The sequence below is a fragment of the Martinezella multihospitum genome, assembly GCF_900094585.1.
GTDB classification, from domain to species: Bacteria; Pseudomonadota; Alphaproteobacteria; order Rhizobiales; family Rhizobiaceae; genus Rhizobium; species Rhizobium multihospitium.
In genome coordinates this window covers 487,270-513,701 of the sequence record NZ_FMAG01000001.1, presented here as the reverse complement: position 1 = coordinate 513,701, position 26,432 = coordinate 487,270, and the positions used below count along the sequence as shown (strand labels likewise).

Annotated in this window: 23 protein-coding genes; 2 read left to right on the top strand and 21 right to left on the bottom strand. The window is 60.9% G+C overall.

What is annotated here, in order from left to right:
- Positions 1-43 precede the first annotated feature (43 nt).
- Together GA0061103_RS35545 and GA0061103_RS02270 are read left to right on the top strand one after the other, a co-directional pair.
- Positions 44-1,564, top strand: a complete 1,521-nt coding sequence (locus tag GA0061103_RS35545) for an amino acid ABC transporter permease/ATP-binding protein (protein WP_092706694.1) — start codon at positions 44-46, stop codon at positions 1,562-1,564.
- A gap of 69 nt (positions 1,565-1,633) precedes the next feature.
- On the top strand, positions 1,634-2,761 hold the full coding sequence (locus GA0061103_RS02270) for an NAD(P)/FAD-dependent oxidoreductase (RefSeq protein WP_092706692.1): 1,128 nt from the start codon (positions 1,634-1,636) through the stop codon (positions 2,759-2,761).
- 169 nt (positions 2,762-2,930) lie between these two features.
- Here GA0061103_RS02270 and GA0061103_RS02265 read toward each other — a convergent pair whose 3' ends face one another.
- The 21 genes from GA0061103_RS02265 to GA0061103_RS02165 form a co-directional block, all read right to left on the bottom strand.
- Entirely contained in the window at positions 2,931-4,253 is a 1,323-nt protein-coding gene (locus tag GA0061103_RS02265; RefSeq protein WP_092706690.1) for an NAD(P)/FAD-dependent oxidoreductase, read from the bottom strand.
- Between the two features lie 9 nt (positions 4,254-4,262).
- The gene (locus GA0061103_RS02260; RefSeq protein ID WP_092706688.1) at positions 4,263-5,162 is read right to left on the bottom strand and encodes an ABC transporter permease; all 900 of its coding nucleotides are present in this window, start codon (positions 5,160-5,162) and stop codon (positions 4,263-4,265) included.
- 10 nt (positions 5,163-5,172) lie between these two features.
- On the bottom strand, positions 5,173-6,123 hold the full coding sequence (locus GA0061103_RS02255; RefSeq protein WP_092706687.1) for an ABC transporter permease: 951 nt from the start codon (positions 6,121-6,123) through the stop codon (positions 5,173-5,175).
- 78 nt (positions 6,124-6,201) lie between these two features.
- On the bottom strand, positions 6,202-7,875 hold the full coding sequence (locus GA0061103_RS02250) for a peptide ABC transporter substrate-binding protein (RefSeq protein ID WP_092706685.1): 1,674 nt from the start codon (positions 7,873-7,875) through the stop codon (positions 6,202-6,204).
- 78 nt (positions 7,876-7,953) lie between these two features.
- Positions 7,954-9,285 carry an NAD(P)/FAD-dependent oxidoreductase gene (locus GA0061103_RS02245; protein WP_092706683.1) on the bottom strand — a complete coding sequence of 444 codons (1,332 nt, stop codon included), beginning with the start codon at positions 9,283-9,285 and terminating at the stop codon, positions 7,954-7,956.
- Positions 9,286-9,287: 2 nt separating this feature from the next.
- The gene (locus GA0061103_RS02240; RefSeq protein WP_092708535.1) at positions 9,288-9,986 is read right to left on the bottom strand and encodes an SDR family NAD(P)-dependent oxidoreductase; all 699 of its coding nucleotides are present in this window, start codon (positions 9,984-9,986) and stop codon (positions 9,288-9,290) included.
- A 31-nt stretch (positions 9,987-10,017) separates the two neighbouring features.
- Positions 10,018-10,500 (bottom strand): MarR family winged helix-turn-helix transcriptional regulator, encoded by a 483-nt coding sequence (locus tag GA0061103_RS02235; protein WP_092706681.1) that lies wholly within the window; start codon positions 10,498-10,500, stop codon positions 10,018-10,020.
- 284 nt (positions 10,501-10,784) lie between these two features.
- Positions 10,785-12,431 carry an ABC transporter ATP-binding protein gene (locus GA0061103_RS02230; RefSeq protein WP_092706679.1) on the bottom strand — a complete coding sequence of 549 codons (1,647 nt, stop codon included), beginning with the start codon at positions 12,429-12,431 and terminating at the stop codon, positions 10,785-10,787.
- Between the two features lie 204 nt (positions 12,432-12,635).
- Positions 12,636-13,547 carry an ABC transporter permease gene (locus GA0061103_RS02225; RefSeq protein WP_092706677.1) on the bottom strand — a complete coding sequence of 304 codons (912 nt, stop codon included), beginning with the start codon at positions 13,545-13,547 and terminating at the stop codon, positions 12,636-12,638.
- The gene (locus tag GA0061103_RS02220; protein WP_092706675.1) at positions 13,544-14,644 is read right to left on the bottom strand and encodes an ABC transporter permease; all 1,101 of its coding nucleotides are present in this window, start codon (positions 14,642-14,644) and stop codon (positions 13,544-13,546) included. Before GA0061103_RS02220 ends, GA0061103_RS02225 begins: the two co-directional genes overlap by 4 nt.
- Positions 14,641-16,164, bottom strand: coding sequence for an ABC transporter ATP-binding protein (locus GA0061103_RS02215; protein ID WP_092706673.1), 1,524 nt, complete (start codon positions 16,162-16,164; stop codon positions 14,641-14,643). Before GA0061103_RS02215 ends, GA0061103_RS02220 begins: the two co-directional genes overlap by 4 nt.
- Positions 16,165-16,171: 7 nt before the next feature.
- Positions 16,172-17,272 (bottom strand): BMP family ABC transporter substrate-binding protein, encoded by a 1,101-nt coding sequence (locus GA0061103_RS02210; protein WP_092706671.1) that lies wholly within the window; start codon positions 17,270-17,272, stop codon positions 16,172-16,174.
- A gap of 22 nt (positions 17,273-17,294) precedes the next feature.
- Complete coding sequence (locus tag GA0061103_RS02205) at positions 17,295-18,674, bottom strand: amidohydrolase (RefSeq protein ID WP_092706669.1); 1,380 nt, start codon at positions 18,672-18,674, stop codon at positions 17,295-17,297.
- 4 nt (positions 18,675-18,678) lie between these two features.
- A complete protein-coding gene (locus GA0061103_RS02200) occupies positions 18,679-19,335 on the bottom strand; it encodes a glutathione S-transferase family protein (protein WP_092706667.1) in 657 nt (218 codons plus the stop codon).
- Positions 19,332-20,177 (bottom strand): aromatic ring-hydroxylating oxygenase subunit alpha, encoded by an 846-nt coding sequence (locus tag GA0061103_RS02195; RefSeq protein ID WP_092706665.1) that lies wholly within the window; start codon positions 20,175-20,177, stop codon positions 19,332-19,334. The genes GA0061103_RS02200 and GA0061103_RS02195 overlap by 4 nt, the downstream gene beginning before the upstream one ends.
- A complete protein-coding gene (locus GA0061103_RS02190; RefSeq protein WP_092706663.1) occupies positions 20,174-20,818 on the bottom strand; it encodes a Rieske (2Fe-2S) protein in 645 nt (214 codons plus the stop codon). Before GA0061103_RS02190 ends, GA0061103_RS02195 begins: the two co-directional genes overlap by 4 nt.
- Before the next feature lie 139 nt (positions 20,819-20,957).
- Positions 20,958-21,209: an acylphosphatase gene (locus GA0061103_RS02185; protein ID WP_245304630.1), complete on the bottom strand. Its 252-nt coding sequence runs from the start codon at positions 21,207-21,209 to the stop codon at positions 20,958-20,960.
- A 161-nt stretch (positions 21,210-21,370) separates the two neighbouring features.
- Entirely contained in the window at positions 21,371-22,885 is a 1,515-nt protein-coding gene (locus tag GA0061103_RS02180) for an ABC transporter substrate-binding protein (RefSeq protein WP_092706659.1), read from the bottom strand.
- 19 nt (positions 22,886-22,904) lie between these two features.
- A complete protein-coding gene (locus tag GA0061103_RS02175) occupies positions 22,905-24,608 on the bottom strand; it encodes a dipeptide ABC transporter ATP-binding protein (protein WP_092706657.1) in 1,704 nt (567 codons plus the stop codon).
- The gene (locus tag GA0061103_RS02170; protein WP_092706655.1) at positions 24,605-25,456 is read right to left on the bottom strand and encodes an ABC transporter permease; all 852 of its coding nucleotides are present in this window, start codon (positions 25,454-25,456) and stop codon (positions 24,605-24,607) included. Before GA0061103_RS02170 ends, GA0061103_RS02175 begins: the two co-directional genes overlap by 4 nt.
- Positions 25,453-26,391: an ABC transporter permease gene (locus GA0061103_RS02165; protein WP_092706653.1), complete on the bottom strand. Its 939-nt coding sequence runs from the start codon at positions 26,389-26,391 to the stop codon at positions 25,453-25,455. Before GA0061103_RS02165 ends, GA0061103_RS02170 begins: the two co-directional genes overlap by 4 nt.
- Positions 26,392-26,432 lie beyond the last annotated feature (41 nt).

The window sequence follows — 26,432 nt, the reverse complement described above, 5'->3', positions numbered from 1 at the left end:
GGCGGAGGCATTAACCTGCCTGACGAATTTCATGGGGAATTGAATGGATTGGCTTGAAAATCTCCGTCGCAGCTTCCTCGATTGGGATGCGATGGCAGAAGTCCTGCCGAGCATGATCGCGGTCGGACTGAAGAACACACTGATTCTGGCGGCAGCCTCCACTGTGCTCGGCGTCATCATCGGCATGGTGCTGGCCGTCATGGGCATTTCGCAGTCGCGTTGGCTGCGCCTGCCGGCGCGCATCTACACCGATATCTTTCGCGGCCTGCCGGCGATCGTGACGATCCTCATCATCGGCCAGGGCTTTGCCCGCATCGGCCGCGAGATCTTCGGACCGTCGCCTTTTCCGCTTGGCATCATCGCGCTCAGCCTGATCGCAGGTGCCTATATCGGCGAGATCTTTCGATCTGGCATTCAAAGCGTCGAGCGGGGGCAGATGGAAGCCTGCCGCGCGCTGAGCATGAGCTACGGGCAGGGGATGCGGCTGATCGTCATTCCGCAAGGTGTGCGGCGCGTCCTGCCCGCCCTCGTCAATCAATTCATCGGCAACGTCAAGGATTCGAGCCTTGTCTACTTCCTGGGGCTGCTGGCATCAGAGCGCGAAATCTTTCGCGTCGGCCAGGATCAGGCTGTCGTGACGGGCAATCTCTCGCCTCTGCTGCTGGCCGGCATCTTCTATCTGGTCATCACCGTGCCGCTGACGCATCTCGTCAACTATATCGACGCGCGTCTGCGCCTCGGACGGCAGGGCCACAGTTCCGGCGCCACCAGCGGCCTTGTCGAGGTCGGCGAACTGGAAGCGGCGTCGGGTGCGGCGGCGCCCGATACTTCACGCTTCAAGGGCGGGGCCGTCAAGATCCGCGATCTCAGCATGTCCTATGGCGATCTCGAAGTGCTGAAGGGCATCGATCTCGATATAGCGAGGGGCACGGTGACCTGCATCATCGGGCCGTCCGGCTCAGGCAAGTCGACGCTGCTCCGGTGCCTCAATCGGCTGGTGGAGCCGAAGCGCGGTGACATCGAGCTCGATGGCGAAAGCATCCTGTCCATGAAGCCTGAAAGCTTGCGCCGCCGCGTCGGCATGGTATTCCAGCACTTCAATCTCTTTCCGGATCATACCGCGCTTGAAAACGTCATGCTGTCGCTGACGAAGATCAAGAGGATGCCGAAAGGCGAGGCGCGGCGGATTGCCGAGACCCGCCTGGCGGAAGTGGGACTTGCCGGGCGCAAGGACCACCGCCCTGCCGGTCTTTCCGGCGGCCAGCAGCAGCGCGTTGCCATTGCCCGCGCCCTTGCCATGGATCCGGAAGTCGTCCTCTTCGACGAGGTCACGAGTGCGCTCGATCCCGAGCTGGTCAAGGGCGTGCTCGACCTGATGGCCAATCTCGGGCGCCAGGGCATGACCATGGCCGTCGTTACCCACGAAATGGGATTTGCCCGCAGGGTCGCCGATCAGGTCGTCTTCATGGACGAAGGTCGCATCGTTGAAGCCGGTCTGCCGCAACAGATCTTCGACAATCCGCAAAGCGAACGGCTGAAACGCTTCCTCGCCGAGGTCCTCTGACAAACAAGGCCGGCGAGAAATCAGACGGCCCTTCGATCGTAACATTCCCTACTGACAAGGTTTTCCAACATGCATGCTCCCACTCGTTCTTCAAAAGTCGTTGTTGTCGGCGGCGGTATCTTCGGGGTTTCCACGGCCGTTCATCTGGCGCGGCTTGGCGTTCAGACAACGCTGATCAACGACGGCCCGCTGGCGAATGGCGCATCGGGCCGTTCGCTCGCCTGGCTCAATTCCGCAAGGCGTCGCTCCGATGCCTATCATCGGCTGCGTCTGGCCGGCATCGACCGCTATCGCACGATGTCCGCCAGATATCCGGATGCGGCATGGCTACGCTTTGACGGCGGCCTGACCTGGGATGCCGACGAAGCCGATAACGACATTGCCGCCGTCTTCGACTACGAGCGTGACCTTGGCTATCATGCCCAATTGCTGACGCCGAGTCAGATTGCGAAAGTGACGCCGGGCGTCGATGCAAGCGCCGTCACGCAGCAGGGCGCAATCTTCAATCCGGGCGAGGGCTGGGTCGATCTACCGTCCTTGATCGGCGTTCTTGCCGAAGAGTTTCGGGCATTGGGCGGCGAAATCGTCACCGATGCCGGCCGGGCAGCCGTCAAGGTAGAGGATGGCCGTGCCCAGGGCGTCACGACTGCGAATGGCGCCCGCTGGGCGGCCGATGCCGTATTGTTGGCGGCCGGCGGCGAGGTGCCGGCGATCGTTGCGGAAGCCGGCCCGCATATCGGCGACGATACGCCGATCGCTCTTCTCGTTCGGACGAAGCCGATCAAGCATCCCCTGAAGGCCGTGCTGAATACGCCGAAGGTTGCCATCCGTCCCACTCCTGACGGCGCTTTTGCGCTGGATTCGGCCTGGTCGGAAGAAGAGGTTATCGTAAAGGCCGACGGCAGCTATGAAATCAAGCCTTCGACGCTTGAAGGTCTGCTGCAGGAAGCCTCAAAGGTTTTGGAAGGGAACCCAAAGCTTGAAATCGGCGATTATGGCGTCGGTCCCAAGCCCATTCCGGGCGATGGCGAGCCGGTTTTCGGCGAGTTGCAGACGATCCCGGGCTATTTCGTTGCCTTCAGCCATAGTGGTGCCACTCTTGGCCTGATCGCCGGCGAACTGCTTGCCGACGAGATCGCCACCGGCAAGCGTCATCCGCTTCTGGCTGCTTTCCGGCCGGAACGCTTCGCCAGATAGTTTGATCGGAACGGCAGCCGACACGTTCACGAGTGTCCGTGACTGCCGTGAAAACATAGAGACAGAGCGGTTCAGAGATTCCGTGAAAAACTGAACCGCTCCCAGATATTGCAATCTGGCTCGGGCCTCGATTCCTGCCTTCTCCTGATACCGAGGATGTGGGCGGCGGTCAGGCATGCGGCGGCAGGGGAGCGCCGGCCAGTTTGGTCTTGATCCAATCCGAAATGCGGTAATAGCGGAGCGTCAGCTTCGGGCCGTAATTCATATAGAAGGGAGCCGCCGAAAGTGGCTCCAGCTTCAGCGACAGGTCTTTTTCCGGCACGCCTCTGGCCCATTCCGAGAGGATGCCGCCGAGCATGCTGCCTGTTGGCACGCCGCGGCCGGACAGGCCGGTCAGGGCCACGACGCCCGGCGCCAGATCGTAGAGGCGGGGGATGGTGCGGTACTGCATGTCCAGCTCACCAAACCAGAAATACTCCCAGCGGATCTCCTGTTTGATCTGCGGATGCAGCCATTTGAGCCGGTCGCTCATGACCTGCCGCGTATACTCCATGTCCCGGCCGCGCCGTCCCATCGGGAACATGGAGGCGACGATCCGGCCTTCGGCATTGTATTTGTAGACATAGATATCGCCACGTCCATCATGGATGGTGGTGTTGCGCGGCAGCACCGATAGCCGCTCGTCGTCGGAAAGCGGCTGGGTAGCGGCGACGAAGACCCTCTGGATCTTGAAGGTCTGGTCCAATTTCGGCCAGCCGCCGACGGTATAGGCGCCTGTCGCGAAGATCACCTTGTCGGCAATGACTTTCCCTTTTGGCGTGCTGATCGCCCAGCCGCCCGCCTCGCGCTTGCATCCGGTCACCGGTGAACCGGTGTGAATGACGCCACCTTCCTGGATGACCGCGCGTGCGAGACCGCGGGAATAACCGAGGGGGTTGAGATGCCCAGCTTCCTCATGCAGCCAACCGCCATGGAAGCGCGGGCTGCCGGTGATCGCGGCAACCTCGTCCCTGCCGATGGCCCGCGTTTTCGCGCCGACGGCATTGTAGGTGCGAACCTTCTCCTCCATCGTCTTCATCAGGCCGGGGTAAAGCGCGCCCATGACATAGCCGTTCTGCTGCCATTCGCATTGGATCTGGTACTGCCGGATCATGCTGGAGACGCGGTCGTTGGCGCGCGTCTGCCGGGCGATCAATCGCTCGGCCCAGGGCTCGCCCAGCATGGAGCGCAGTTCCGGCAGGCTGTAATGGGTGAAGGTCGGTGTGCAGTGTCCGGCGTTGCGGCCGGAGCCGCCGAAGCCGATTTCCTCCCTTTCGAGAAGCACGACGCTTGTGCCGCTCTTCGCGAGCTCAAGAGCGGTGGTCAGGCCCGTATAGCCACCGCCAACAATGCAGACATCTGCCTTGATCGTGCCCAGCAGCTCCGTTGTATCGGGCGCGGGGGCCGCCGTGGCATACCACAGGGTTGTTTTGAACGGCGAAAATTTCGTCATCCCGCATCCTCAGTGCAGATCGCTGCGGGCATCGAGCGCATCGCGCAGGCCGTCGCCGATGAAGTTGAAGCTGGTGACGGCGAGCGTGATGGCAACGCCCGGGACGATGGCCAGCCATGGTGCGCTGGCCAGATATTGCTGCGCGCCGTTCAGCATATTGCCCCAGCTCGGGAGCGGCGGTTGAATGCCGTAGCCGAGGAAGCTGACATAGGCTTCGAGCAGGATGGCGCGGGCGACTGTCAGCGTGGCGGCGACGATGATCGGGCCGATGGCGTTCGGCAGCAGTTCGCGAAACATGATCCATCTGTTGGAGAGGCCGAGCATGCGTGCGGCGAGTACGAAATCGCGTTCGCGCAAAGATCGCACCTCCGCCTCGACAATGCGTGCGGTCTCCATCCAGCTCGTCACCGCGATGATGACGGTGATCATGAAAGGGCTCGGTTTGATGAAGGCGGCCAGCGCCAGCAGCAGGAAGATGCCGGGAAAGGACAGAAAGGCATCCACGAAGCGCATCAGCACTGTCCCGATGCGCCCGCCGTAATAGCCGGCGACCACGCCGATCACCGTGCCGATCAGGGTGCTGAGCACCATCGCGAAGAAACCGACGAGCAGCGAAATCCGGCCTGCCATGAACAGGCGCACGGCAACGTCGCGTCCGAGCGGGTCGGTGCCGAAAATATGGTAGCCGGCCGTAAAGGGCGGTGCGAAACGAGCGCGGAGGTCGATATAGAGCTCGTCATAGGGAAGCAGCGACGGCCCCAGCAGGCAGGCAAGGACAATGAGCGTGATCATGGCCACGCCAAGGAGCGCGAGCCTATGGCGGACGAAACGCCGCAAGGTGCGATTTTGCCACCAGCGCGAATGCGAGAGCAGTGATTGCGAAAGGGTTGCGGGGGAGGAGGAAGACATGGCGTTTCTCCTAACCAAGCCGGACGCGCGGATCGACGAAGGCGACGAGCAGATCCGCAAGCAGATTGCCGATCAGCACGAAGATTGCCGAAAACATCAGGAGGCCCATGACGACCGGGTAGTCGCTGTAGCCGAGGCTATCGAGGAAAAGCCGCCCCATCCCCGGCCAGGTGAAGACGGTCTCCGCCACCAGAGCACCGCCGAGGATGGTCGGCAATTGCAGGCCGGCAAGCGTGATCATCGGCAATAGCGCGTTGCCGACGACATGGCGCATCAGGACGCGTCGAGGCGAGAGGCCCTTGGCCTTGGCGGTGCGCACGAAATCCTGGTTGATGACCTCGAGCGTGGCGGTGCGCATGTAGCGGCTCCAGACCGCGATATTGACGAGCGCAAGCACGAGGCTCGGCATGATCAGATGGATCGCATAGTCACCGAGCGAGCCATTGCCGACCGTATACATGTTACCGGCCGGCAGCCATTTCAGCTTCAGCGAGAAAATATAGATGGCAACGAGACCGAACCAGAAGGTCGGTATCGACAGCGCCACCATGGCGCCGACGGTGGCACTGTAATCGAAGATCGAATAGCGGCGGGTTGCCCCCTTGATGCCGATCCAGGTGCCGACCGCGATCGAGATCACCATCGATGTGCCCATCAGCAGCAGCGTGGCGAAGAGATGACCGAAAATAATCGACAGTACCGGCTGGTTGTCGCGGTAGGAGCGACCCCAGTCGCCCATCAGCAGATGTCTCAGCCAGTCGAGATATTGGATCGGCAGCGGCCGGTCGAGGCCCATCTGTGCGGCGATCCTGTCGAGCGCTTCCTTGGTCATGCCTGGCGTCAGCGTATATTGCGACAGCGGACCGCCGGGAGCGAGGGTAAGAACGGCAAAGCCGATCATCGATACGAGGAGCAGCAGCACCAGGCTCTGCCACAGGCGGCTCAGGAGATAGCGCAACATGGCATTCGTCTCCGATGGTTGCGGAATGGGAAGCGGCCAGCCCTTCGACGCTTCGGTCGAAGGGCTGGAACAAGCAGCCTATGCCTTGGCCCAATACCAGGTGGCCACATTCCAGCTGTCGATGCGCACGTTGATGTTGGGAGTGACGTTTTCGACCCCCACCTTATGGCCACGCACGGTCGCATACTGGAATAGCGGCAGGAAGGGCAGGTCGTGGCGCATGATCTCCTGGATCTTCTGGTAGACCTTCTTGCGTTCCTCCGGCACGAAGATCTGGCCGCCTTCCGCCAGGAGCTTGTCGACCTCCGGATTGGCGTATTGCCAGGAATTCTGGCCGGCCCCGCCCTTGGCGGTGATCGCCGTGGAGCGGAAATAATCCGAGGTGTCGGGATCGGAGCCGGTCTGGAAGTTGATGCCGACGATGACGGAATCGAACTTCGACATTGTCCAATAGTCGCCCCACATGACCGCCGGCGGCAGGTTGGAAATGGTGAGCTCCACGCCGATATCCTTGAAGGTCTGCTGCATGAACTGCTGCACCTGTTCACGGATATGATTGCCGGCGGTGGTGGAGTTTGTGAAGGAAAGCTTGACGCCGTCCTTCACGCGAATACCGTCGGGACCGGGCTTCCACCCGGCGTCGTCGAGGATCTTCTTGGCCTTGTCGGTGCTGAATTCCTGCTTCGGCAGGTCTGGATTGTAATAGAAGGACTGCTGCGGGATGTAGCTCTCGGTCGGTGTCGGCAGGCCGTAATAGAGCGCGTCGATGATCGTCTGCTTGTCGATCGCGTAATAGAGCGCCTCGCGCACCGCCGGGTCCTTGAATTGCGGCTTCTCCATGTTGAAGCCGACGGATTCGACCGTGGCGGCCGGAACGACGGCAACGGCCTTCCCATCCAGCCCCTTGGCCTCGTCATAGTGATCCGGGGTGATCCATTGCAGGCCGACGACGTCGATATCGCCGGTCTTGAACTGCGTATACAGCACCGTCAGGTCGGGAACATATTTGTAGACCAGCGTTTCGAGATAAGGGCCGGTGCCGAAATAGTCGGTATTGGCCGCGAGCGTGATGTGATCGCCGGGGACGCGCTCGACCCATTTGAACGGGCCGGTGCCGATAGGCGCATTGTTGAAAGGGGCGGTGTTCTTGTCCTTCTCCGCACCAAGGATATGCTTTGGCACGATGAAGGTCATGGCGAGGATCGACGGGTAGGGCGCAAACGGCTTTTCCATCCGCCAGGTGATTTCCGTCGGCGAGACGACGGTCAGGTCGCGCACCAGCTCGTGGCCGGTCTTGCGCCAGCTGCGGAAGTTCGGATCGACCATGAGTTCGAGGGTGAACTTGACGTCCTCGGCGCTGAACGGCGTGCCGTCATGCCACTTCACGCCATCGCGCAGCTTGATCTTCCAATGAAGGCCGTCGGCTGAGATGCCGCCGTTTTCGACCGTCGGGACTTCGGTTGCAAGCGAAGGGGTAAACTTGCCCTCCGGTGTGACGGTAAAGAGCGGATCGAAGACGCTGAAATGGATGCCCTCATCGACTTCGATGTGGATCAGGTGCGGATTGAAGACGGTCGGCTCCTGCGAGAAGCCGATGACAAGCTGGCCAGTCGGCTTGGCGGGCGGTGCCGCGAAAGCCTCGCCGCGACCGAGGATATTGGGCATGATCAACCCGGAGGCGCCGAGCGCCATCATGGTCAATGCCTGGCGGCGGGTTGGTTTCAGGAGGATGGTGTCATTTGCATTGGACATGATCGTTCCCCTTTTTGTTGGTAGGATTTCGGCTGTTCTTCTCTTTCGTCGTTGTACTGTCTGCTTGGTTCGGGCAGGTCAGAAACCACTGATCAGTTCGATCTTCGAACCGTCGTGGAAGCGGGAAAAGCGGAAGTTCTTGCGGTCGACCACCGGCGGCTTGCCAGTGACGATGTCGGCCATCAGCCGTCCGGCCGCTGGCCCGATGCCGAAGCCATGGCCGGAAAAGCCGGTGGCGATATGGAAGCCCGGAATGCTGTCGATCGCATCGATCACCGGCACGGCATCCGGCGTCACGTCGATATAGCCTGCCCAGCGCTGGGCGATCTCGGCCTTCTCGAAAACCGGAAAGGCCTTCTTGAGATTGACGAGTGCCGTGTTCGAAAGTTTGGTAGAGGGTTTGGGATCGAGGACGCGGCAATATTCGAAGGGACTTGCCTCATCCATCGCCCAACGATTGGGAATGCGCGCCTCGTCGAAGAACCGGCCGGAAACGCGGAAGTTCAGCGATCGCCATTCCTTCTTCAGCGCCGGCAGGAACTTGCTGGCGTAGCGGAAGGAATTCGGCACGATATCCACGATGTTTTCGTGGCCTGAAGCGATCGTGTAGCCGCCATCCTGACGCTTGCGCAGGGCAAAGCCGCTCGCCCAGATGGCTTGCTCGGGGCCGCCTTCCAGCGGCTTGGTGCGCAAGACCGAATTCATCACCTTCAACTGCGGCAGATCGAGCCCGAACATGCCGGCAAACAGGCTGGACCAGGCGCCGCCGGCAAGCACGACGGCCTTGCAGGCGATGGGGCCTCGCTCGGTGATCACACCGGAGATACGGCCGCCGGCCGTCTCGATGCCGCGTACGGCGCATTCGGTCAGAATGGAGGCCCCCTTGTCGCGGGCGGCCTCGGCAATGGCGGGGGCCGCTCGCTGCGGCTCGGCGCGGCCGTCGGCGGCGGTAAAGAGCGCACCCTTGAGGTCCATCTGCGCGCCGGGAAAGAGGTTCTTGAATTCGGCGCCGCTGATCATGCGGCTTTCCAGCTGGTAGCCTTCCAGATTGCGGTTCCAGCGCTCATGATCGGCATATTGCTTGTCGTCGGCGCAGGTGAAGATGATGCCGGCGCGCTTGTAGCCGGTGTCGCGGCCGGTACGTTTGTCGAGCGTGCTCCAGATGCGCAGGGCCTCCGCCATGAGAGGCACTTCGCGCGGATCGCGCCTGGAAATGCGCACCCAGCCCCAGTTGCGGCTCGATTGTTCCTGGCCGATGCCACCCTTCTCGCAAAGCGCGACCCGCAGGCCCCGCTCGGCCAGTTCCAGCGTCGTCGAGGTGCCGATGATGCCACCGCCGATGACGACGACGTCGACTTCCTTGGGCAGTTCCGCATCCCCGTGAACGGGGACGACATAGGGACCGGGCATGGTCAGAAAGACTCCTCTAACTGGCAATTGATAGTAAATTCGGCAACGCTTGCCTCGTTCGGCAGCTCGATCAGCATGGAAATGATGCGGGCGAGGTCGCGCGGATCGATCATCTCGCTATCAGGCTTGCTCGTAAGCCCGCGCGCCATGTCGGTCGCGACGAAGCCGGGGCAGATGGCGGTGGAGCGGATGCCAAGGTCAAAGCCGGTGTGGCGTATGGCATGGGCCAGCGCGACGGCCGCGAATTTGGAGACGGCATAAAGACCGGAGTTCGCGGACTTCACCCGCTTTCCCGAAAGCGAAGCGACGATGATGACCCGGCCGCGACCGCTTGAAGCAAGGGCGCTCCATGCGGATTTTGCAAGTCTTCGCGGTGCCTTGACGTTCACCTCGAGCAGATCGTCGAGGTCGGCGTCATCGGCTTCGATCACGGTCTTCGCGATGCCAATGCCGGCATTGGCGACGACGGCGTCGATGCGCCCGAAGGTGCGAAGCGTTTCTCCCGTCCAGCGATCGGATGCGTCCGCATCCGCAGCGTCATAGGCAAAGACGCCAACGCGGGTCGGGTCCGCCCAGGCGGGCATTTCAGGACGGCGCATGCCGAGCGAGAGCCGCCAGCCCCTGGCGCCCAGTTCCTCGGCGAGTGCGGCGCCGATCCCCCGGCTGGCACCGGATATCATTGCGACCCGTTCCTCACTCATGCTCATACCCGCTCTCCCATGGTGCGCCGGCTCACGATTGCGCGACGATGCGCCGATAGGTCCTGCGAAGGATGTCGATCAGCAGCCTGTGTTCGTCGTCGGTGATGTCGGAAAAGAATTCGCGTGATTGTTTGGTGACGATGGTGCGCACGCGTTTTGCCAGTTCGTGGCCCTTTTCCGTGATGTAGAGTTCCTGGGCGCGGCTGTCGTCCGCCGACGTCTCGCGCGTAAGGAGACCATGGGCTTCCATCTGCTCGATCAGCCTGCCGGTTGCGGAGCGGTCTTTCAGGATGATTTGGGCAATGGTGGAGGGCCGGATTCCCGGATTGTCGTCGACCAGGAACAGCGTGGTGATCTTTCCCGTTCCGCGGGCGACGTCCAGGCCTTCCAGCTTCTCATCCAGATCGCGTGAAACGGCGAGATTGATGCTGCGGATATAAAAGCTCAGCGTATCCTCAAGGACGTCTATATCGATGTCCTTCACGGAGGTCGGCGGGGCCTTGGTCGGCGGCATGGCTCGGAACCTTTGAAAGGCAACGAAACACGTTTCCCGCCACCTTCATGCCGTGGCAGGTTCATGATCGTCTGCGGCGGATCGTCGCTTGAAATCTCATGCTCATGAAAGGGCGGATAGTGGATAAATGCAACTATTTTTTCGCCCAATCAGATAAAAAATAATCAGCGCGGAAGGTTGCCTGTTTCTCAGGCATCAAACGTCGCTGGAACGTGCACGAATGGTGGTTATTGGGCAGAAGCGGGCCGCATCCGGCGCGGCTTGCGCCTCGTTCGGTGGAAGTTTCAGCCGACTGCTTCCCAGTCGCTGCCGGGGATGGCAGCCAACAGGCGTTGGGTATAGGCATGCGACGGCGCGCGGAAGATTTGCGAAGGCGGACCGCATTCGACGATCTCGCCCTTGAACATGACGGCGACTTCGTCGCAGATCTGGCTGGCGACGCGCAGATCGTGGGTAATGAAGATCATCGCCACCTTGGTATCCTGCTGGATTTCCGCAAGAAGCTTGAGGATTTGCGCCTGGATCGAGACATCGAGAGCGGAAACCGCCTCGTCGGCCACCAGCAGCACGGGGTCGAACATCAAGGCACGGGCGATGCCGACGCGCTGGCGCTGGCCACCGGAGAATTCATGGGGAAAGCGGTCAAAGGCACCTTCGTCGAGGCCGACGCGCTTGAGAAGACGCAGCGCCTTCGCCTTGGCCTCATGCATCGGCAGGCCGTGCGCCATCGGTCCGACGGTGAGAATGCGGCCGATCGTATGGCGCGGGTTTAGCGAGGCGAATGGATCTTGAAAGATCATCTGGATGTAAGGCCGCAATGGCCGGAACTCATCGTCTGACAGCGGAGCGATATCGCGGCCATCGAAGAGAATCCGACCGCTGTCCGAGCTCAGAAGCTTCAGCAGGACGCGGCCGAGCGAGGATTTTCCGGAGCCGGATTCACCGACCACTCCTAATGTGCGTCCTTTGCGGATCGAGAAGCTGACGTCGTTGACCGCCTGCACCGTCCGCGATTTCGACAGGAAGCCGCTTCCCGATCGATAGGTCTTGTTGAGTTTGTCGACTTCCAGCACCACGGGTGCTTCGGCAACGGTTTCGCGGCCGGCGGTCGTCATGCGGGGAACGGCTGCGATGAGACGCTGCGTGTAGGGATGAACAGGCGCATTCAGCACCTGTGCCGCCGGTCCCTGTTCGACGAGGTGCCCCTTCTCCATGACGATAACCCTGTCGGCAATCTCGGCGACCACGCCGAAATCATGGGTGATGAACATGACACTCATCTTCTTGCGCGCCTGTATCTTGCGGATCAATTCGAGGATCTGAGCCTGTGTCGTCACATCCAATGCCGTGGTCGGTTCGTCGGCGATCAGCACATCCGGATCGAGCGCCAGCGCCATGGCGATCATCACGCGCTGCCGCTGCCCGCCGGATAGCCGGAAGGGATATTGATGCTGGAGAAGATCCGGATCGGGCAGGCCGACTTCGCTGAGCAGCTCCTTCACCTTCTGTCGCCGGCTTTCCGGCGTGCCGATCTTATGGGCATCGAGAACCTCGATGATCTGGTCGCCGATCGTCATCAGTGGATTGAGTGCAGAGAGCGGGTCCTGGAAAATGATCGAAACCGCCCGTCCCCTGAGACTTCGAAGGATGGCGTCGTCAGCGCTTACAAGGTCCGCGCCCTTGAAGCAGATCGTACCGGCCGTTACCTTTATGATGGATGGCAGCAGGCCCATGATCGCGTTCGCAGTCACCGATTTCCCCGAACCGGATTCACCGATGATGCAAAGGATCTCGCCTTGCATCAGGTCGAAGGAGATATCCTGCACCGCATGCACGCGTTCCATGTTTTTCGGAAGGCTGACAGTCAGGCCGCGTACAGACAGTACCGGGTCGCTCGGCAGGACTATATTTTGAGTATCGGATGGGGTCATGGAAGGCCTCCTTGCTCTGAACCGGCGAACACGCCCTCTCAGTGAGAGCTCATGAATTGTCAGAAGCAAGAAGAATGCCGGTATTGCTGCCCGTAAGGCAAGCGAAGGAAATTAATCGGCGGACTTTTGCAGTCCATCACCCGCGCTTCAAGCGATCGGTCACAGCAACCTGCGGATATGGAAATCTCCCTCTATGCACATTTGCTATCGTTCAAACGGTTCGCCGAGTGAGGCTACACCATTGAGCTTCAGGAGCCGGCGATCTACGGAGATGATGCCAAGGACGATGATCGTCACGAGATAGGGCAGGCATGCGAGCAATTGCGAGGAAATTGCGAGCCCGCTGGCCTGTGCGGCAAGACCCATCAACGACACCGCACCAAACAGGCAGGCGCCTAAGAAAATCCTGGATGTCAGCCAGGTTCCAAAGACCACGAGGGCAATGGCAATCCAGCCCCGCCCGGCGATCATGCCGTCAGCCCAGAGCGGTGTATAGATCGTCGAGGCATATGCGCCGGCAAAGCCGGCCATCATGCCGCCAAATGCAACTGCCGCGAAGCGGATCGAGACAATGGGATAGCCGATGGCATGCGCGGCTTTCGGATTTTCGCCGACGGCGCGAAGAATAAGACCGACCTTGCTATAGGCAAACATCGCCCATATGCCGATCGTCACGACAAGCGAGATCCAGACGACGATATCCTGGCTGAAAAGGCCCCCGACGACCGGAATTTGTGAAAGCCCGGGAATTGCGATCTTTGGCAAGGTGGTGACGGTCAGGCTCTCATAACTCTTGCCAAACAGCGCGGAGAGGCCCTGGCCGAGAATGCCGAGGGCAAGACCGGCTGCAACCTGGTTCGCGTTGAAGCCCAGTGTGATACCGGCAAAAATCATGGAGAGGAGCACACTTCCGAGACCGGCCGCAAGAAAGGCGAGAAGATGACCGCCGCCATGATAAACGACAATGAACGCGATGACGGCGCCAATGGCCATCAAGCCCTCTACGCCAAGGTTCAAGACGCCCGCGCGCTCAGCAACAAGCTCGCCCAGGGCTGCCAGCAGAAACGGCGTTGCAGCGGCCAGCATGCCGGCAAGAATGAAATCGACGGCGCTCATGATGCGCTCCGGGCTGACGTGGGGCGCCAGACGATGCGATAGCGCACGAAGGCGACGGCGATAAGATAGATGAGGAGCAGGCTGCCCTGGAACACACGGACGGCTGCGATCGGTAGATTGGCGGAGACCATGGCGTTATCGCCACCGATATAGAGCGCTGCCATGATGATCGCGGAGACGACGATGCCGATTGGATTGAGGCCGCCAAGATAGGCAACGATGATTGCCGCATATCCATATCCGGTCGAGATCGAACGCTGCAGCTGGCCAAGCGGGCCGGCAACTTCGGCCGCGCCCGCAAGCCCGGCTGCCGCTCCGCCAATGATCAGCGACAGCCAGATTGCCCAGCTCTCCTTGAAGCCGGAATAGCTCGCCGCCCGGGGAGCAAGGCCGCCGACCTGCAATTTATACCCTGCGAAGCTCTTCTGCATGAAGACCCACGCCGCGATCGACAGTCCAGCAGCGAGGATAAGCGAGACATTGACGCGGGTTCCCTCGAACAGGATCGGCACCATCGCATCGTACTGGAACATGACCGATTGTGGGAAATTGAAGCCGCCCGGATCTTTCCATGGGCCGAGAAGAAGATAGTTGAGCAATTGCGCGGCAACGAAGCTCAGCATCAATGAGACGAGGATTTCATTGGCGTTGAGCCTGACGCGCCAGAAGGCAGTGAGAGACGCCCACAGAGCGCCGCCGAGAGTGCCGAGCAACAGCATTGCGGGCCACATCCATTGGCCCGTTGCCTGTGGCATCCAGATGGGTATGGCGGAGGCGAAGATTGCGCCGAGAATGAATTGGCCTTCGGCGCCGATATTGAAGACCTTCGCGCGAAAGCCGATTGCGAGACCCTGTGCGATCAGAAGCAGAGGGCCGGTCTTCAGCAATACCTCCGAGAATGAGGCCCACGAGACGAATGGTTCGATCAGCATGGCATAGACCACGGCTGCCGGATCGCGGCCCATCGCGACATAGAGGCCGAGATTGAGTGCGATGGTGACGACGAGAGCAATCGGCGGCGCAAGCAGCTTTGCGGCGAACGAGGCTCGATCGCGGCGGACCATGCTGGGGAGGATTGCAGAAAAGGGACGGCTCATGCGGATGCCTTTTCGCGCTGGGGCTGTGCGCCGATCATGTATCGGCCGATTTCTTCAGCTTTTGTATCGCGGGTGACGAGTGGCAGGCTCAGCGTGCCGTGGTAAAGGACCTGGATGACGTCGCTGAGCTCGAACAATTCCTCGAGCTCTTCCGATATGACGAGAATTGCCATGCCTTGATTGCGCAGCTCGATCAGCCGCTTGCGAATGGCGGAGGCCGCGCCGACATCGACGCCCCAGGTTGGTTGCGCAAGAAACAGCAATCTCGGGGCGAGCATGATTTCGCGGCCGACGATGAACTTCTGCAGGTTTCCTCCGGAAAGCGATCCGGCTTCAGCATCCGGACCGCGCGTGCGAACGTCATAATCCCGGATGCACTCGTTTGCGAAGTCCGTTGCCTTCGCCTTGTCGATGAGGCCATGCTTGACGAGCCTCATGGGATGGGCCGTCAGCAGGCTATTGAGCGTCAGCGACATTTCGGGAACGGCGCCATGGCCGAGCCGATCCTCCGGGACAAAGGCAAAGCCAAGCTTTCGACGGCTGGCGGCGTCGAGGTTGCCGACATCCTGCCCCATCATGAAGACCTGGTCGCGCTTGTCCCGGGGCAGTGGCGTTTCCCCTGAAATCAGGGCGGCAAGTTCCTTTTGCCCATTCCCGGAAATGCCGGCAATGCCGACAATCTCACCGCTGCGCACCGTCAGGCTGATGGTGGAGAGCGGCATGCCAAAAGGATCGTCCGGTCGGTAATCGAGACCGATGATTTCCAGGCGCTTTTCGCCCTCGGCCAAAGTCAAGGCCGGTATCGCTTCCGGCATGTCGCGGCCGATCATCATGCGGGCAAGATCATGGGCGTCATGCTCGCGCGGATCCACGTGCCCGGTCACGCGTCCGCCGCGCAGGATCGTGGCCCGGTCGCACAGGGATTGGATTTCTTCCAGCTTGTGCGAGATAAAGAGGATCGATACGCCGCCGTCGCGCAGCCGGCGCAGTGTGTGGAACAACTTCTCGACTGCTTGCGGCGGCAGGACCGATGTCGGCTCGTCGAGGATCAGCAGCTTCGGATCGGTCATCAGGCATCGGATGATTTCCACCCGTTGCCGCTCGCCGACCGACAGTTCGTGCACATGGGCCAGCGGATCGACTTCAAGTCCGAATTCATCGCCCAGCGTGCGGATGCGCCGCGCAAGGTCAGCCCTGCGGCCGGAGACGATCAGGCGGATATTTTCGACAACCGTCAGGCTCTCGAACAGGGAGAAATGCTGAAAGACCATCCCGATACCGGTACGCCGCGCCTCCGCGGGGGAGGCAAGGCTGAGCGGCTTCCCATGCCAGGCGATGGTTCCGTCGTCAGGTTGTTCGACGCCATAGATCAGCTTCATCAGGGTCGATTTGCCGGCGCCGTTTTCCCCGAGGATGGCATGGATCGAGCCCGGGGCTACGTCCAGATCGATATGCTCGTTGGCATGGACCTGGCCGTAGCTTTTGGAGATGCCGCGCAGCGACAGCAGCGGGATGGTCATGACTTGATTACTTCGGCAAAGGCGTCTTCACACCTTTGACATGCCAGTCCATCGCAACGATCTGCGCATCCGTCATTGTGGCGCCCGAAGCCGCTCCTTCGCTGCCATCGGCCTTGGTGATCGGGCCGGTGAATGGCGAAAAACTGCCGCCGGCGATCTTCGCTTCGACTTCCTTGATCTTCGCCATGGTCTCGGCCGGAATCGCCGGGCTCCAGTCGACGACTTCAACGACCTTGTCCGCGACGCCGAGGAACGCGTTGGCGCCCTTGAAGGTGCCGGCCAGATGGGCATCGACCGATGCCTTGAAGAATGGCGACCAGTCCGTGGAGATACAGCCGAGATAGGTTTTCGGCGCATATTTCTTCATCGAGGAGTTCAGATTGAAGGCGTAGACACCGGCAGCCTCGCAGGCGGATATGACCGAAGGCGTATCCTGTGCGTTCGAGAAGATCACGTCGCAACCCTGCGAGATCAAAGCCTTGGCCGCTTCCTGTTCCTTGGCCGGATCGAACCAGGAATTGACCCAGACGACCGATACTTCGATGTCCGGCTTCACTGCCTGCGCTCCGAGCGTGAAGGCGTTGATTGACGTGATCAGTTCGGGAATGGCGAAGGCGGAGACGGAACCGAGCTTGCCGGTCTTGGAAACGGCGGCTGCCGCCATGCCGAGGAGGTAGGTTCCCTGGAAATACTTGGCGGCGAAGGGCGAAAAGTTCGGCGCGACCTGGAAGCCGGAGGCATGCAGAACGGTCACCTTCGGGTTGCGGCGGGCAATCTGCAGCGCGCCGTTCTGATAACCGAACGAGCCGGCGATCAGGAAATGGTTTCCGTCGGCGACGGTCTTGTTCATGATGCGGTCCGCATCCGGGCCTTCGGCAATGTTCTCGATTACCGTGACCTTGACCTTGTCGCCATAGGCGGTCTTGATCGGATCAAGGCCCGCGGCCAGCGCATGTCCCCAGCCGACATCGCCGATCGGCGAGGGTACGACGAGCGTGATGCCGAGCGGTTCGGCGGCGGCGAAGGCGGAGCGGCCGGTGAAGGCCGTTGCGAGGCCTGCGACAGCCGCGCTCTTCATCAATGTTCTGCGGGTCAGATTTTTCTGCATCCCAGTTCCCCTTTTTGGTTTTTCAGAATTCTACTGTTGCAAGTGCCGCCTCGGCCGCGGCAAAGAGCGCGGCTTCGTCCAGTCCGGTGAATTCGCCGCCCTGCCAGACGATACGTCCGTTGATCATGGTCAGATCGGTGGGCATGCCGATCCCGACCTTGGCAATCAGGCTCAGCGGGTCATGCCGCGTCCCGACATAATCCATCCGTCGCGTATCGATCGCGAAGAGATCGGCCGCCATACCCGGAGCGAGACGGCCGATATCGGTGCGCCCGAGCAGGCTTGCGCCTCCGCTTGTCGCATATTGCAGGAAGGCGAGCGGGGTCGGAACCGCATGCGCGCGCGTCGAGGCCGTCAGGCACTGCAGCATGTAGGCGGAATGGATGCAGTGCATGAGATTCGAGTTGTCGTTCGATGCAGCTCCATCGCAGCCGAGGCCGATGCGCAGGCCGAAAGCCTGCATCGCCGGGATATCGGTCACTTCGGCGCCGACCAGATAGACCGGCTCCGGGCAATGGGAAACGCCGGTGCCGCTCGTCGCCATCTTGCGCAGCTCGTCATGCGTCAGTTCCCAGCAATGGGCGTAGAAGGCGTCGGGGCCGGCAAAGCCCAGTTCAGCGCAGTAGTCGACCGTGCGCATGCCATGCCGCGCCTCGATGACAGGGCTTTCGCCTTCGCCGACATGCGTGTGCATCTGCACGCCGCGATCGCGCGCCAGCGCAACCGACTCGACGAAGGTTTCGCGATAACAATTGACCGGCTGGCAGGGTGCGACCACCACCTGACGCATGCTGAAGGGTCCGGCATCGTGATAGCTGTCGATCAGCCGGGCGCAATCGGCGATGAATTCGTCCGTGGTTTCGAGCATGGCATCGGGGATGGTCGAGCCCTCGGACTTCGGCAGGGTGTTGCCGCCGCGGCCCGCGTGAAAGCGCATTCCGAGCAATTCCGCCGCCGCGAACTGGCGATCGATCAGGCGCTTGCCCGCATGGCGGGGAAAGCAATATTGATGGTCGAAAGCGGTCGTGCAGCCGTGCTTGATCATCTCGGCCATGGCGGTGACCGAAGAATGATAGAAGCAATCCTCCGTCAGTCGCGAGAAGATCGGATAGATCCGGTCGAGCCATTCGATGACCGAAAGCTTCGTCCAGTCGAGGTCGGCCCGGTTGCGCACGAAGCACTGAAAGAAGTGGTGATGGGTGTTGACGAGCCCCGGATAGACGAACCAGCCTGATGCGTCCCGTACGACGGTGCCCTCGGGTAACGCGTTCAGCGACAGGTTCTCACCGATCGCCTGGATCGCAGGGCCTTTGGTGAGCAGATCCACGTTCCGGCGCACGCTCGGCCCGTTGCCCTCATCGACGATAACAGCCGCACAATTCTTCAGGAGATAGCCGGTCATTCCATCATATCTCCCCTGCCGGATGCGGATCGGGTTTCAGCTCATGCAGGCGGTGAATGCCGGGCATTTCGATGAAGCCGGGCAGGCTGCGGATGGCGCGCATCCAGAGCCGGATCAAGGGATAGGGATCAAGCGGGATGCCGCCGTCAGGTGCAAGCGCCACATACGGAAAGCAGGCGATATCGGCGATCGTCGGCTCACTTGCTGCAAGGAACTGCAAGCCGCGCTCGCCCTGCGCGAAGAGGCCTGCCTCCAGCTCGCGCAATGCCGCGATCCCTTGAACCTGCAAAGCCTTGATGTCCCCAGGGCGCAGAAGCATTTCGTGAAGCCGCGCGCCGCCAAGGTTGGCGGTCAGGCGATGCGAAAAGGAGAGCCATTGCTGCACGCTCGCCATTTCTTGCGGCGAACCTTGGCCCAGCCATTCCGGTGCACCATTGGCAGCGAGATAGGCAAGCATTGCCGAGGATTCGGTCAGCACAAGATCGCCATCCTCGAGGATTGGGATGGAACCCGCCGGATTGAGCGCCACAAGCTCCGGCCCGCGATGCTCCGCGCCGGGATGGAAGTCGACCGGCCGGATTTCGAGCTTGATGCCCAGGATGGCGGCCATCAGCCGTACCTTGTAGCAACTCGGCGATAGAACATAATCGTAGAGCTTCATTGTGCGACCAACTGTGCGCCGTAGGTATAGTTATGGCGCTTGAGCCATCGCCGATAGGCGACCGAGGTTAGGTCGGCCCTTGTCGGAATTTCCATGCCGGGATCAAGCGGAAGAAGCGCGGGTATCTGGTTCTCGAGGATCGAGCGATCCTGCAGGAAGATCGTCTGTTGAAAGTGGATGAGGTCCGTCATCGGCGTTTCGTCGTCGAAGAGCGCCATCCACGGCCATACGTCGCACACGTCTTCGGCAAGAGGCTGGACGAACAGGGTTATCACGTCCCATTCGCTGGGGCGCGGAGGACAGGTCTTGTAGAGCACGGAACAGGTCGGGGCCGGTACGCGATACATGTACTCGGTCGTAATGCCGCCGGTCGCGGATTTCGCAGCCTGCGGCTGGTAGAATTTTACCTGCGTTGCCCAGACTTCATCGATGCTCTCGCGAATCTCGACCTTGTAGTTTTCAACTTCCGTATGCGGTTCCGCGCCAAGGATGTCGGTGTGGACGAAGGGAAAATGCGCGATGTCGAGAAAGTTTTCGACGGCGCGAAGCGGCGAGCAGCGCACGCGGACCACGCCGACATCGACGAAGCGCCGGCCCGGCTGATCGGCCTCCGGAATGGCGAAAAGCTCCTTATCCGGGTTCCCGAGGGAGGACCAGACATGGCCATACCGGACGCGGATGGGGAGGGCTCTTCCCTCGACAGTCGTCACCCTGGCCTTCCCGTCGTGATCGCGGCCGACCTTGATGGCCTCGCCCATTAAATAGGTCCTGGTTCCTTTTTCGCTGAGCTGGCTGAAGAGGCCGACCGGATACCATTCATCGATCATCGCGCCGCCTTTCATCGTGCACTCTCCTTTTGGCGCTCCTCCGCCGCGCGGCGGAGGGATTCGACAATCCTGGATGCCGCAAGGCGGTCTGCCGGGCCACGATCCGTTTCGATCATGAGAAGAATGAGCGTATGCTTTTCCTGAGGCGCCAGCAGCAGCGCGATCCATGGGAGTTCAGGCAGGCGGATCAGACTGTTCGCATCGATCTCTGCTCCCGCCGCAGCCTCGATCGCCGCGACATCCGTTTCCACGGTCAGGGAGCGCAGTGGCGTGAACTCGCCGAGTTGCGGAGGCTGCGTTGCCGGTTGTCCGACGGCTACCCATAAGATGCCGCCCGCGTCTTCGACTTGCTGGACGGCGACACGGATGGTTTCCGGGGGAACCAGATCGGGATGGGCGGGAATGCGAATGCATCCGCCTGACAGCGAATAGCTCCATCCGTGATAGATGCAGGACAGTGCCTCGCCGCGGACGAAGCCGTGCGACAATCTCATTCCGCGATGCGGACAGCGATCGGAAGATGCGGTTGCGCGGCCCGACTGACTGCGCCACAGGGCAATCGGGCCAACCGATGTCCAGGCCGGTATGACGGTTCCTGGTGGCAGATCAGAGGAAAGGGCGACTGGCGCCCAGGATCCGATCCCATCAAATGGCATAGCCTTAACTCTCTTAATTTCACCAATGGCTTAGCGCCGCTGGTCATAGGCAGGCGCCGATGCCCGCATCCCCGTAGTGTTTAAAGGTTTTGCATAAATAATTCGCATTGGCAACAATGATTAAATAAAAGGCAATAGATCAGGAATTCCTAAGATGCGACGGTTCGGCACTATCCATGACCCTGCGCTGAATCTCCTCGACCCAGACGTCGATCGGACCGAGTGAGCAGCCCATTTCCAGCATGTCGATCAATTCCACAGGTCCGGTGACCTCAAGCTCGATCCGGTCCGCATCAGAATGGAAGAATGTCTGCGAAAGTCCGAGCTTGCTGGCATGCCGCTGGATCCACGGAACGAATGAGGCTGCGTCGAGGTTGCCCAGTATCGTCATGCGTTCTCGAAATTCACCATGCAGTGTCTGCATCCGTCAACGACCCTCGCTTCATATCACGGTGGCAGAATAGCCGCTTCGTGCGTTTGCGAAAGGGGTCGCCTCATACAACAATGCTCCGCTGTCTTTACGACAGCGGAGTTTGGGTACGCATGAGGCTGTCAATTCTTGACCGTATCTTCCAGGAAGAAGCGACCGAGCGGGTTCTGATGGAAATTCTCGATGTTCTTGCGTGAGACGTTGATATAGGGGCTGTAGTAGAGGTCGATCCAGTTGACGTCGTCCTTCGCCATCTTCTGCAGATCGATATACATCTGCTCGCGCTTCTTCGGATCCAGCTCCAGCCGCGCCTTGGCGACGAGATCCTTTACCGCATCATTCTTGTAGTTGGTCATATAGTTGTTGTTGGAGTCGTGGCCGAGGACGAATGTCGTCTTCTGGTCCGGGTCGAGAATATCGTTGGTCCAGTAGTTGACGGAAATGTCGTAGTCGCCAGCGATAGTCATGTCCCATTCCTGGCTGGGGTCCACCTTTTGCAGGTCGGCGGTAATGCCAGCCTTGGCGAGTTGCTGTTGGACCAGCACGGCCGTCTGCTCATCCACTTCATCGCCGGCGCGAATGAGGTACTTTACGGTGAGATTGGAGACGCCTGCTGCCGAAAGCATCTGCTTGGCCTTCTCCGGATCGTAGGGGCGTTGCAGATTATCCGCATAGTAATACAAGGCGCCCTTTGGAATGTAGGAATTGGCGACGGTGCCCTGATGGAAGGTAACGGCATCGACGATCGCCTTCTTGTCGATCGCCATGTCCAGGGCCTGACGGACTTCCTTCTTGCCGAGGTCGCCATGGGCGTGGTTGATCAGCAGGTGATCCTCACGCGTGGAAGGATCGATCAGCACGTTGAGGTTCGGGTCCTTTTTCAGCTCCTCGACGCGCGAGAACGGCACGAAAATGGCGGTATCGAGCTGGCCGGCCTGCACGTTCAGCATCCGGGTGTTGTCGTCCGGTACCGAGATCCATTCGACGCCGTCGAGCTTCACGCGGTCGGCCTGCCAGAAATTCGGGTTCTTTTTCAGGATGATGCGATCGCCGCGCCGCCATTCCTCGACGAAGAAGGCCCCCGAAGCGATCGGCTTTTCGGCATAGGCGTCCGGCCCCATCGATTCCATCCCGGCCTTCGAGATCACCGATGCGTTCGGCAAGGCGAGTGTTGAAAGGAAAGGCGCCGAGGCGTGCTTGAGCTTGATCGTCAGAGTATGCGGATCGGTCGCAACCGCCGTATCGATCACCTTGTATGAGTCGCTCCACAGCGATGCCTTGTCGTCGCGGATGCGCAGCAGGCTGAAGGCTGCATCTTCCGCCGTCAGCGGCGAACCGTCCGAGAACTTGGCGTCACGCATCTTGAAGACATAGGTCAAGCCGTCAGCCGAGGCTGTCCAGCTCTCCGCGAGGCCCGGCTCCAGCTTCGTGCCCGTCTTGTCGACGCGCACCAGCACGTCGTAGACGTTGGAGAATACCCAGTTGTCGATATTCTGCGCCGTCTTGATCGGATCGAACGTCGTTGAATCCTCGCGGCGGCCGATGGTCAGCACGCCCGCAGCTTCGGCAAAGCTCGCGCTCAGCGTCAGGCCGGCGAGAATGGCGGCAAGCCCGATTGTCTTCCATTTGTTGGTCATGAATTCGTTCCCTTCGTTGTTATCGCATGCGTTTGGCTGATGGGGTCTGCCCGGCGGGTGCCGTATCGCGTTCGCCATGCAAGGGCTTGTCCGGATCGATATCGGGAATGGCTGCAATGAGCGCTGCGGTATAGGCATGCTTCGGGCGAGAGAAGATCTCCTGCGAGAGGCCTTCCTCGACGATCTCGCCGCGATACATCACGACGGTCCGCTCGCAAAGATCGCGCACGATGGCGAGGTCGTGAGCGATGAAGATCAAGGTCAGGTTCATTCTGCGCGTCAATTCGCGAAAGAGATCGATGATCTGCGCCTGGATGGTGACATCGAGGGCTGCCACGCATTCGTCGGCGATGATGAGCTTCGGGTCGACCGCAAGCGCCCTTGCAATGCCGGCGCGCTGGCATTGGCCGCCGCTCATGCTGCGCGGCTTGCGATCGGCGAATTCGCGCTCCAACCCGACGAGGTCGAGTAACTCGCCGATGCGTGCGGGGATGTCGGCCTTTGCAACCTTGCCATGGACCTTCAGCACTTCGGCAAGCGTCTGGCCGATCGTCAGCCGCGGGTTGAGCGCGTTGAACGGGTCCTGGAAGACCATGGCGGTTTCGCGCCGCAACCTGGCGAGGCCGGCGCTTTTCTGCTGAGTGAGATCGACACCGTCGAAAGTGACGTGACCGGAGGAAATCGGGGTAAGACCGAGAACGGCGCGCGCGAGCGTGCTCTTGCCGCTGCCGGACTCTCCGACAATGCCGACGGTCTCGCCCGGCATGACCTGCAGGCTGACGCCGGAAACGGCGCTGACAGTCTTTGCGCCGTTGCCCTTGAAGAGACCGCCGCCGACCTTGAAGCGTACATGCAGGTCATCGATTTCGAGCAGCGGCTTGGCTGATCTCTCCGGCCGGGTTGGCTCAGGCTGCGTCATCGCCGCTTCGTCGAGCAGGGAAGGGTGGCTGTTGATCAGATCGATCGTATAGGGATTTTCAGGTCGGCCGAGGATCGTCCTTTTGGGACCCTGTTCGAGCAGCTGGCCGCCGCGCATGACGGCGATCCTGTCGCAGGTCTGAGCGACGATGCCGAGATCATGGGTGATGAGGATGATCGAAAGTCCGCGCTTGTCGCGAATGTCGATCAGGAGCCGCAGGATCTGCGCCTGGATGGTGACATCGAGGGCCGTCGTCGGCTCATCGGCAATCAGGATCTTAGGGTTGCAGGAGAGTGCGACGCCGATCATGGCACGCTGCCGCATTCCGCCGGAAAACTCGTGCGGATAGCTGTCATACTGTCTTTTGGGATCGGGAAAGCCGACCTGCGCCAGGATCTCGGTCGCAGCTGCGCGGGCCTCGCGCGCCTTGAGACCCTGATGGTAGCGGATACCTTCGGCGATTTGGTCGCCGATGCGCATGACAGGGTCGAGATGGCTCGTCGGATTCTGGAAGATCATGCCGATCTCTCCGCCGCGCACCTCAAGCATCTCGGCATCGCTGATTTCCGTGAGCTCCCGCCCTTCGAGCCGGATGGAGCCGCTGTCGATCTTCAGAAGCGACGACGGCAGCAGCCGCACCAGCGAACGGCAGAGCAGGCTCTTGCCCGAGCCACTCTCGCCGACAAGGCCCAGAATCTCGCCCTTGCCGAGATCGAGCGAAACGCCGTCGATCAGCGTGCGTGCGCCACCGTCGAGACGGGCCTTGACCACCAGATCGCGAATGGAAAGGACAGGTGCGCTCATTCATGCACCCCGAGCAGTTCGCCGAGCGCATCGCCCAGCATGCTGAAGCCGAAGGCGAGGCAGACGATGGAAAGGCCGGGAAACAGCGTGATCCACCAGGCCGTGGTAATGAAGCTCTGGCCTTCCGCGACCATGACGCCCCATTCGGCAAGCGGCGGCTGAACGCCGAGGCCGAGATAGCTGACGGCCGCACCGCTCAGGAGCACGAGCACGGCATCCGACATGGAAAAGACAATCGAGCCGGCAATGGCGTTCGGCAGCAGGTGGCGGAACATGATCCTAGGCCGGCTGAAGCCGAGGCTGACGGCAGCAACGGCATAGTCGCTGTCCTTCAGCACAAGCATCTGCGCCCGGATCAGGCGCGCATAGGAGACCCAGCCGACCAGGGCCATGGCGATATAGAAGCTGCTCAGTCCTGGTCCCAGAATGGCGATGATCGACAGCATCAGCACCAGGAAGGGAAAGGCGAGAATGATATCGACGATGCGCATGAAGAGCGCATCGACAATGCCGCCGAAAAAGCCGGCGATGGTGCCGACCGTGGTGCCGATCAGAAACGGGAAGAGCACACCGATGACGGCGATCTGCAGATCGATGCGCACTCCCCATACGACGCGCGAAAGAATATCACGTCCGAAATTGTCCGTGCCGAACGGATGCAGGAACGACGGCGCCTGCAGGCGCATGTCGGCATTCTGGAAGATCGGATCATAGGGCGCGATGATTGGCGCTGAAATCGCCAGAAGAAGGAAGAACAGAAGGATGCCGCCGCCGAGCGTCAGCGTCAGGTGTTTTCCGAAGAGCCTGTTCCAGCCGGGGGAGGCGATAGCTGTCGTGTCGATGCTCATAGCTTCACCCGCGGATCGACGGCGACCGTAACGATATCGGCGAGGAAGCTGACCAGCACCGTGGCGCAGGCAAAGACCATCGCAACACCCTGAACGACCATGTAGTCGCGCGAGAAGATGGCGCGCACCAGCAACTGGCCCATGCCGGGTAGGGCAAAGACGCTTTCGACGACGACCGTACCGCCGATCAGCCAGCCGATGTTGACGGCGAGCAGATTGATTGTCGGCACCAGCGAGTTCGGTACGACATGCCGCCAGAAGACGATGCCCTCTGGCATGCCGCGGGCACGGGCCGCAGTCGCCACATCCGATTTCAAGGATTCGATCATCGCGGCCCGCAGGCTGCGGGTCAGCACGGTCGAAAGCGACAGCGCAACCGTCAGGGCCGGCAGGATGAGATGGGCAATCTTCTCGCCGATCGTCGAGCCGTAGCCCGAGACCGGCAGGATCCCGAGCTGGACGCTGAACAGGATGATCAGCATCAGCCCCAGCCAGAAGGGCGGAAAGCCGATGCCGAAGGTCGAGACGACGCGCACGATATGATCCGGCGCACGGCCGGCATTGCGCGCGGCAATCGCCGACATCGGCACTGCAATCAGGATCGACAGGATGACGCTCGAGACGACCAGCGCGATGGTCGGCTCGATCCGCGTCGAAATCAGCGGCAGCACGTCGATCTTGTAGAGAATCGATTTGCCCATCTCGCCATTGCCGAGATTCTTGATGAAATAGAAATATTGCAGCCACATCGGCTGATCGAGGCCGTATTGCGCACGAATGCTGGCAAGTGCCGCTGGTGTCGCGCGCGTGCCGAGAATATTGCGCGCGGGATCGCCGGGAATGAGGCGGACCAGAACGAAGGTGATGACGCTGATGCCGAAGAGGACAGGCAGGAACTGCAGCGGTCGCGTCAGTACGAATTTATAGCGATGCATGGCGGCGATCGCCCCCTTGTCGTCGGTGGGATTGGATCACC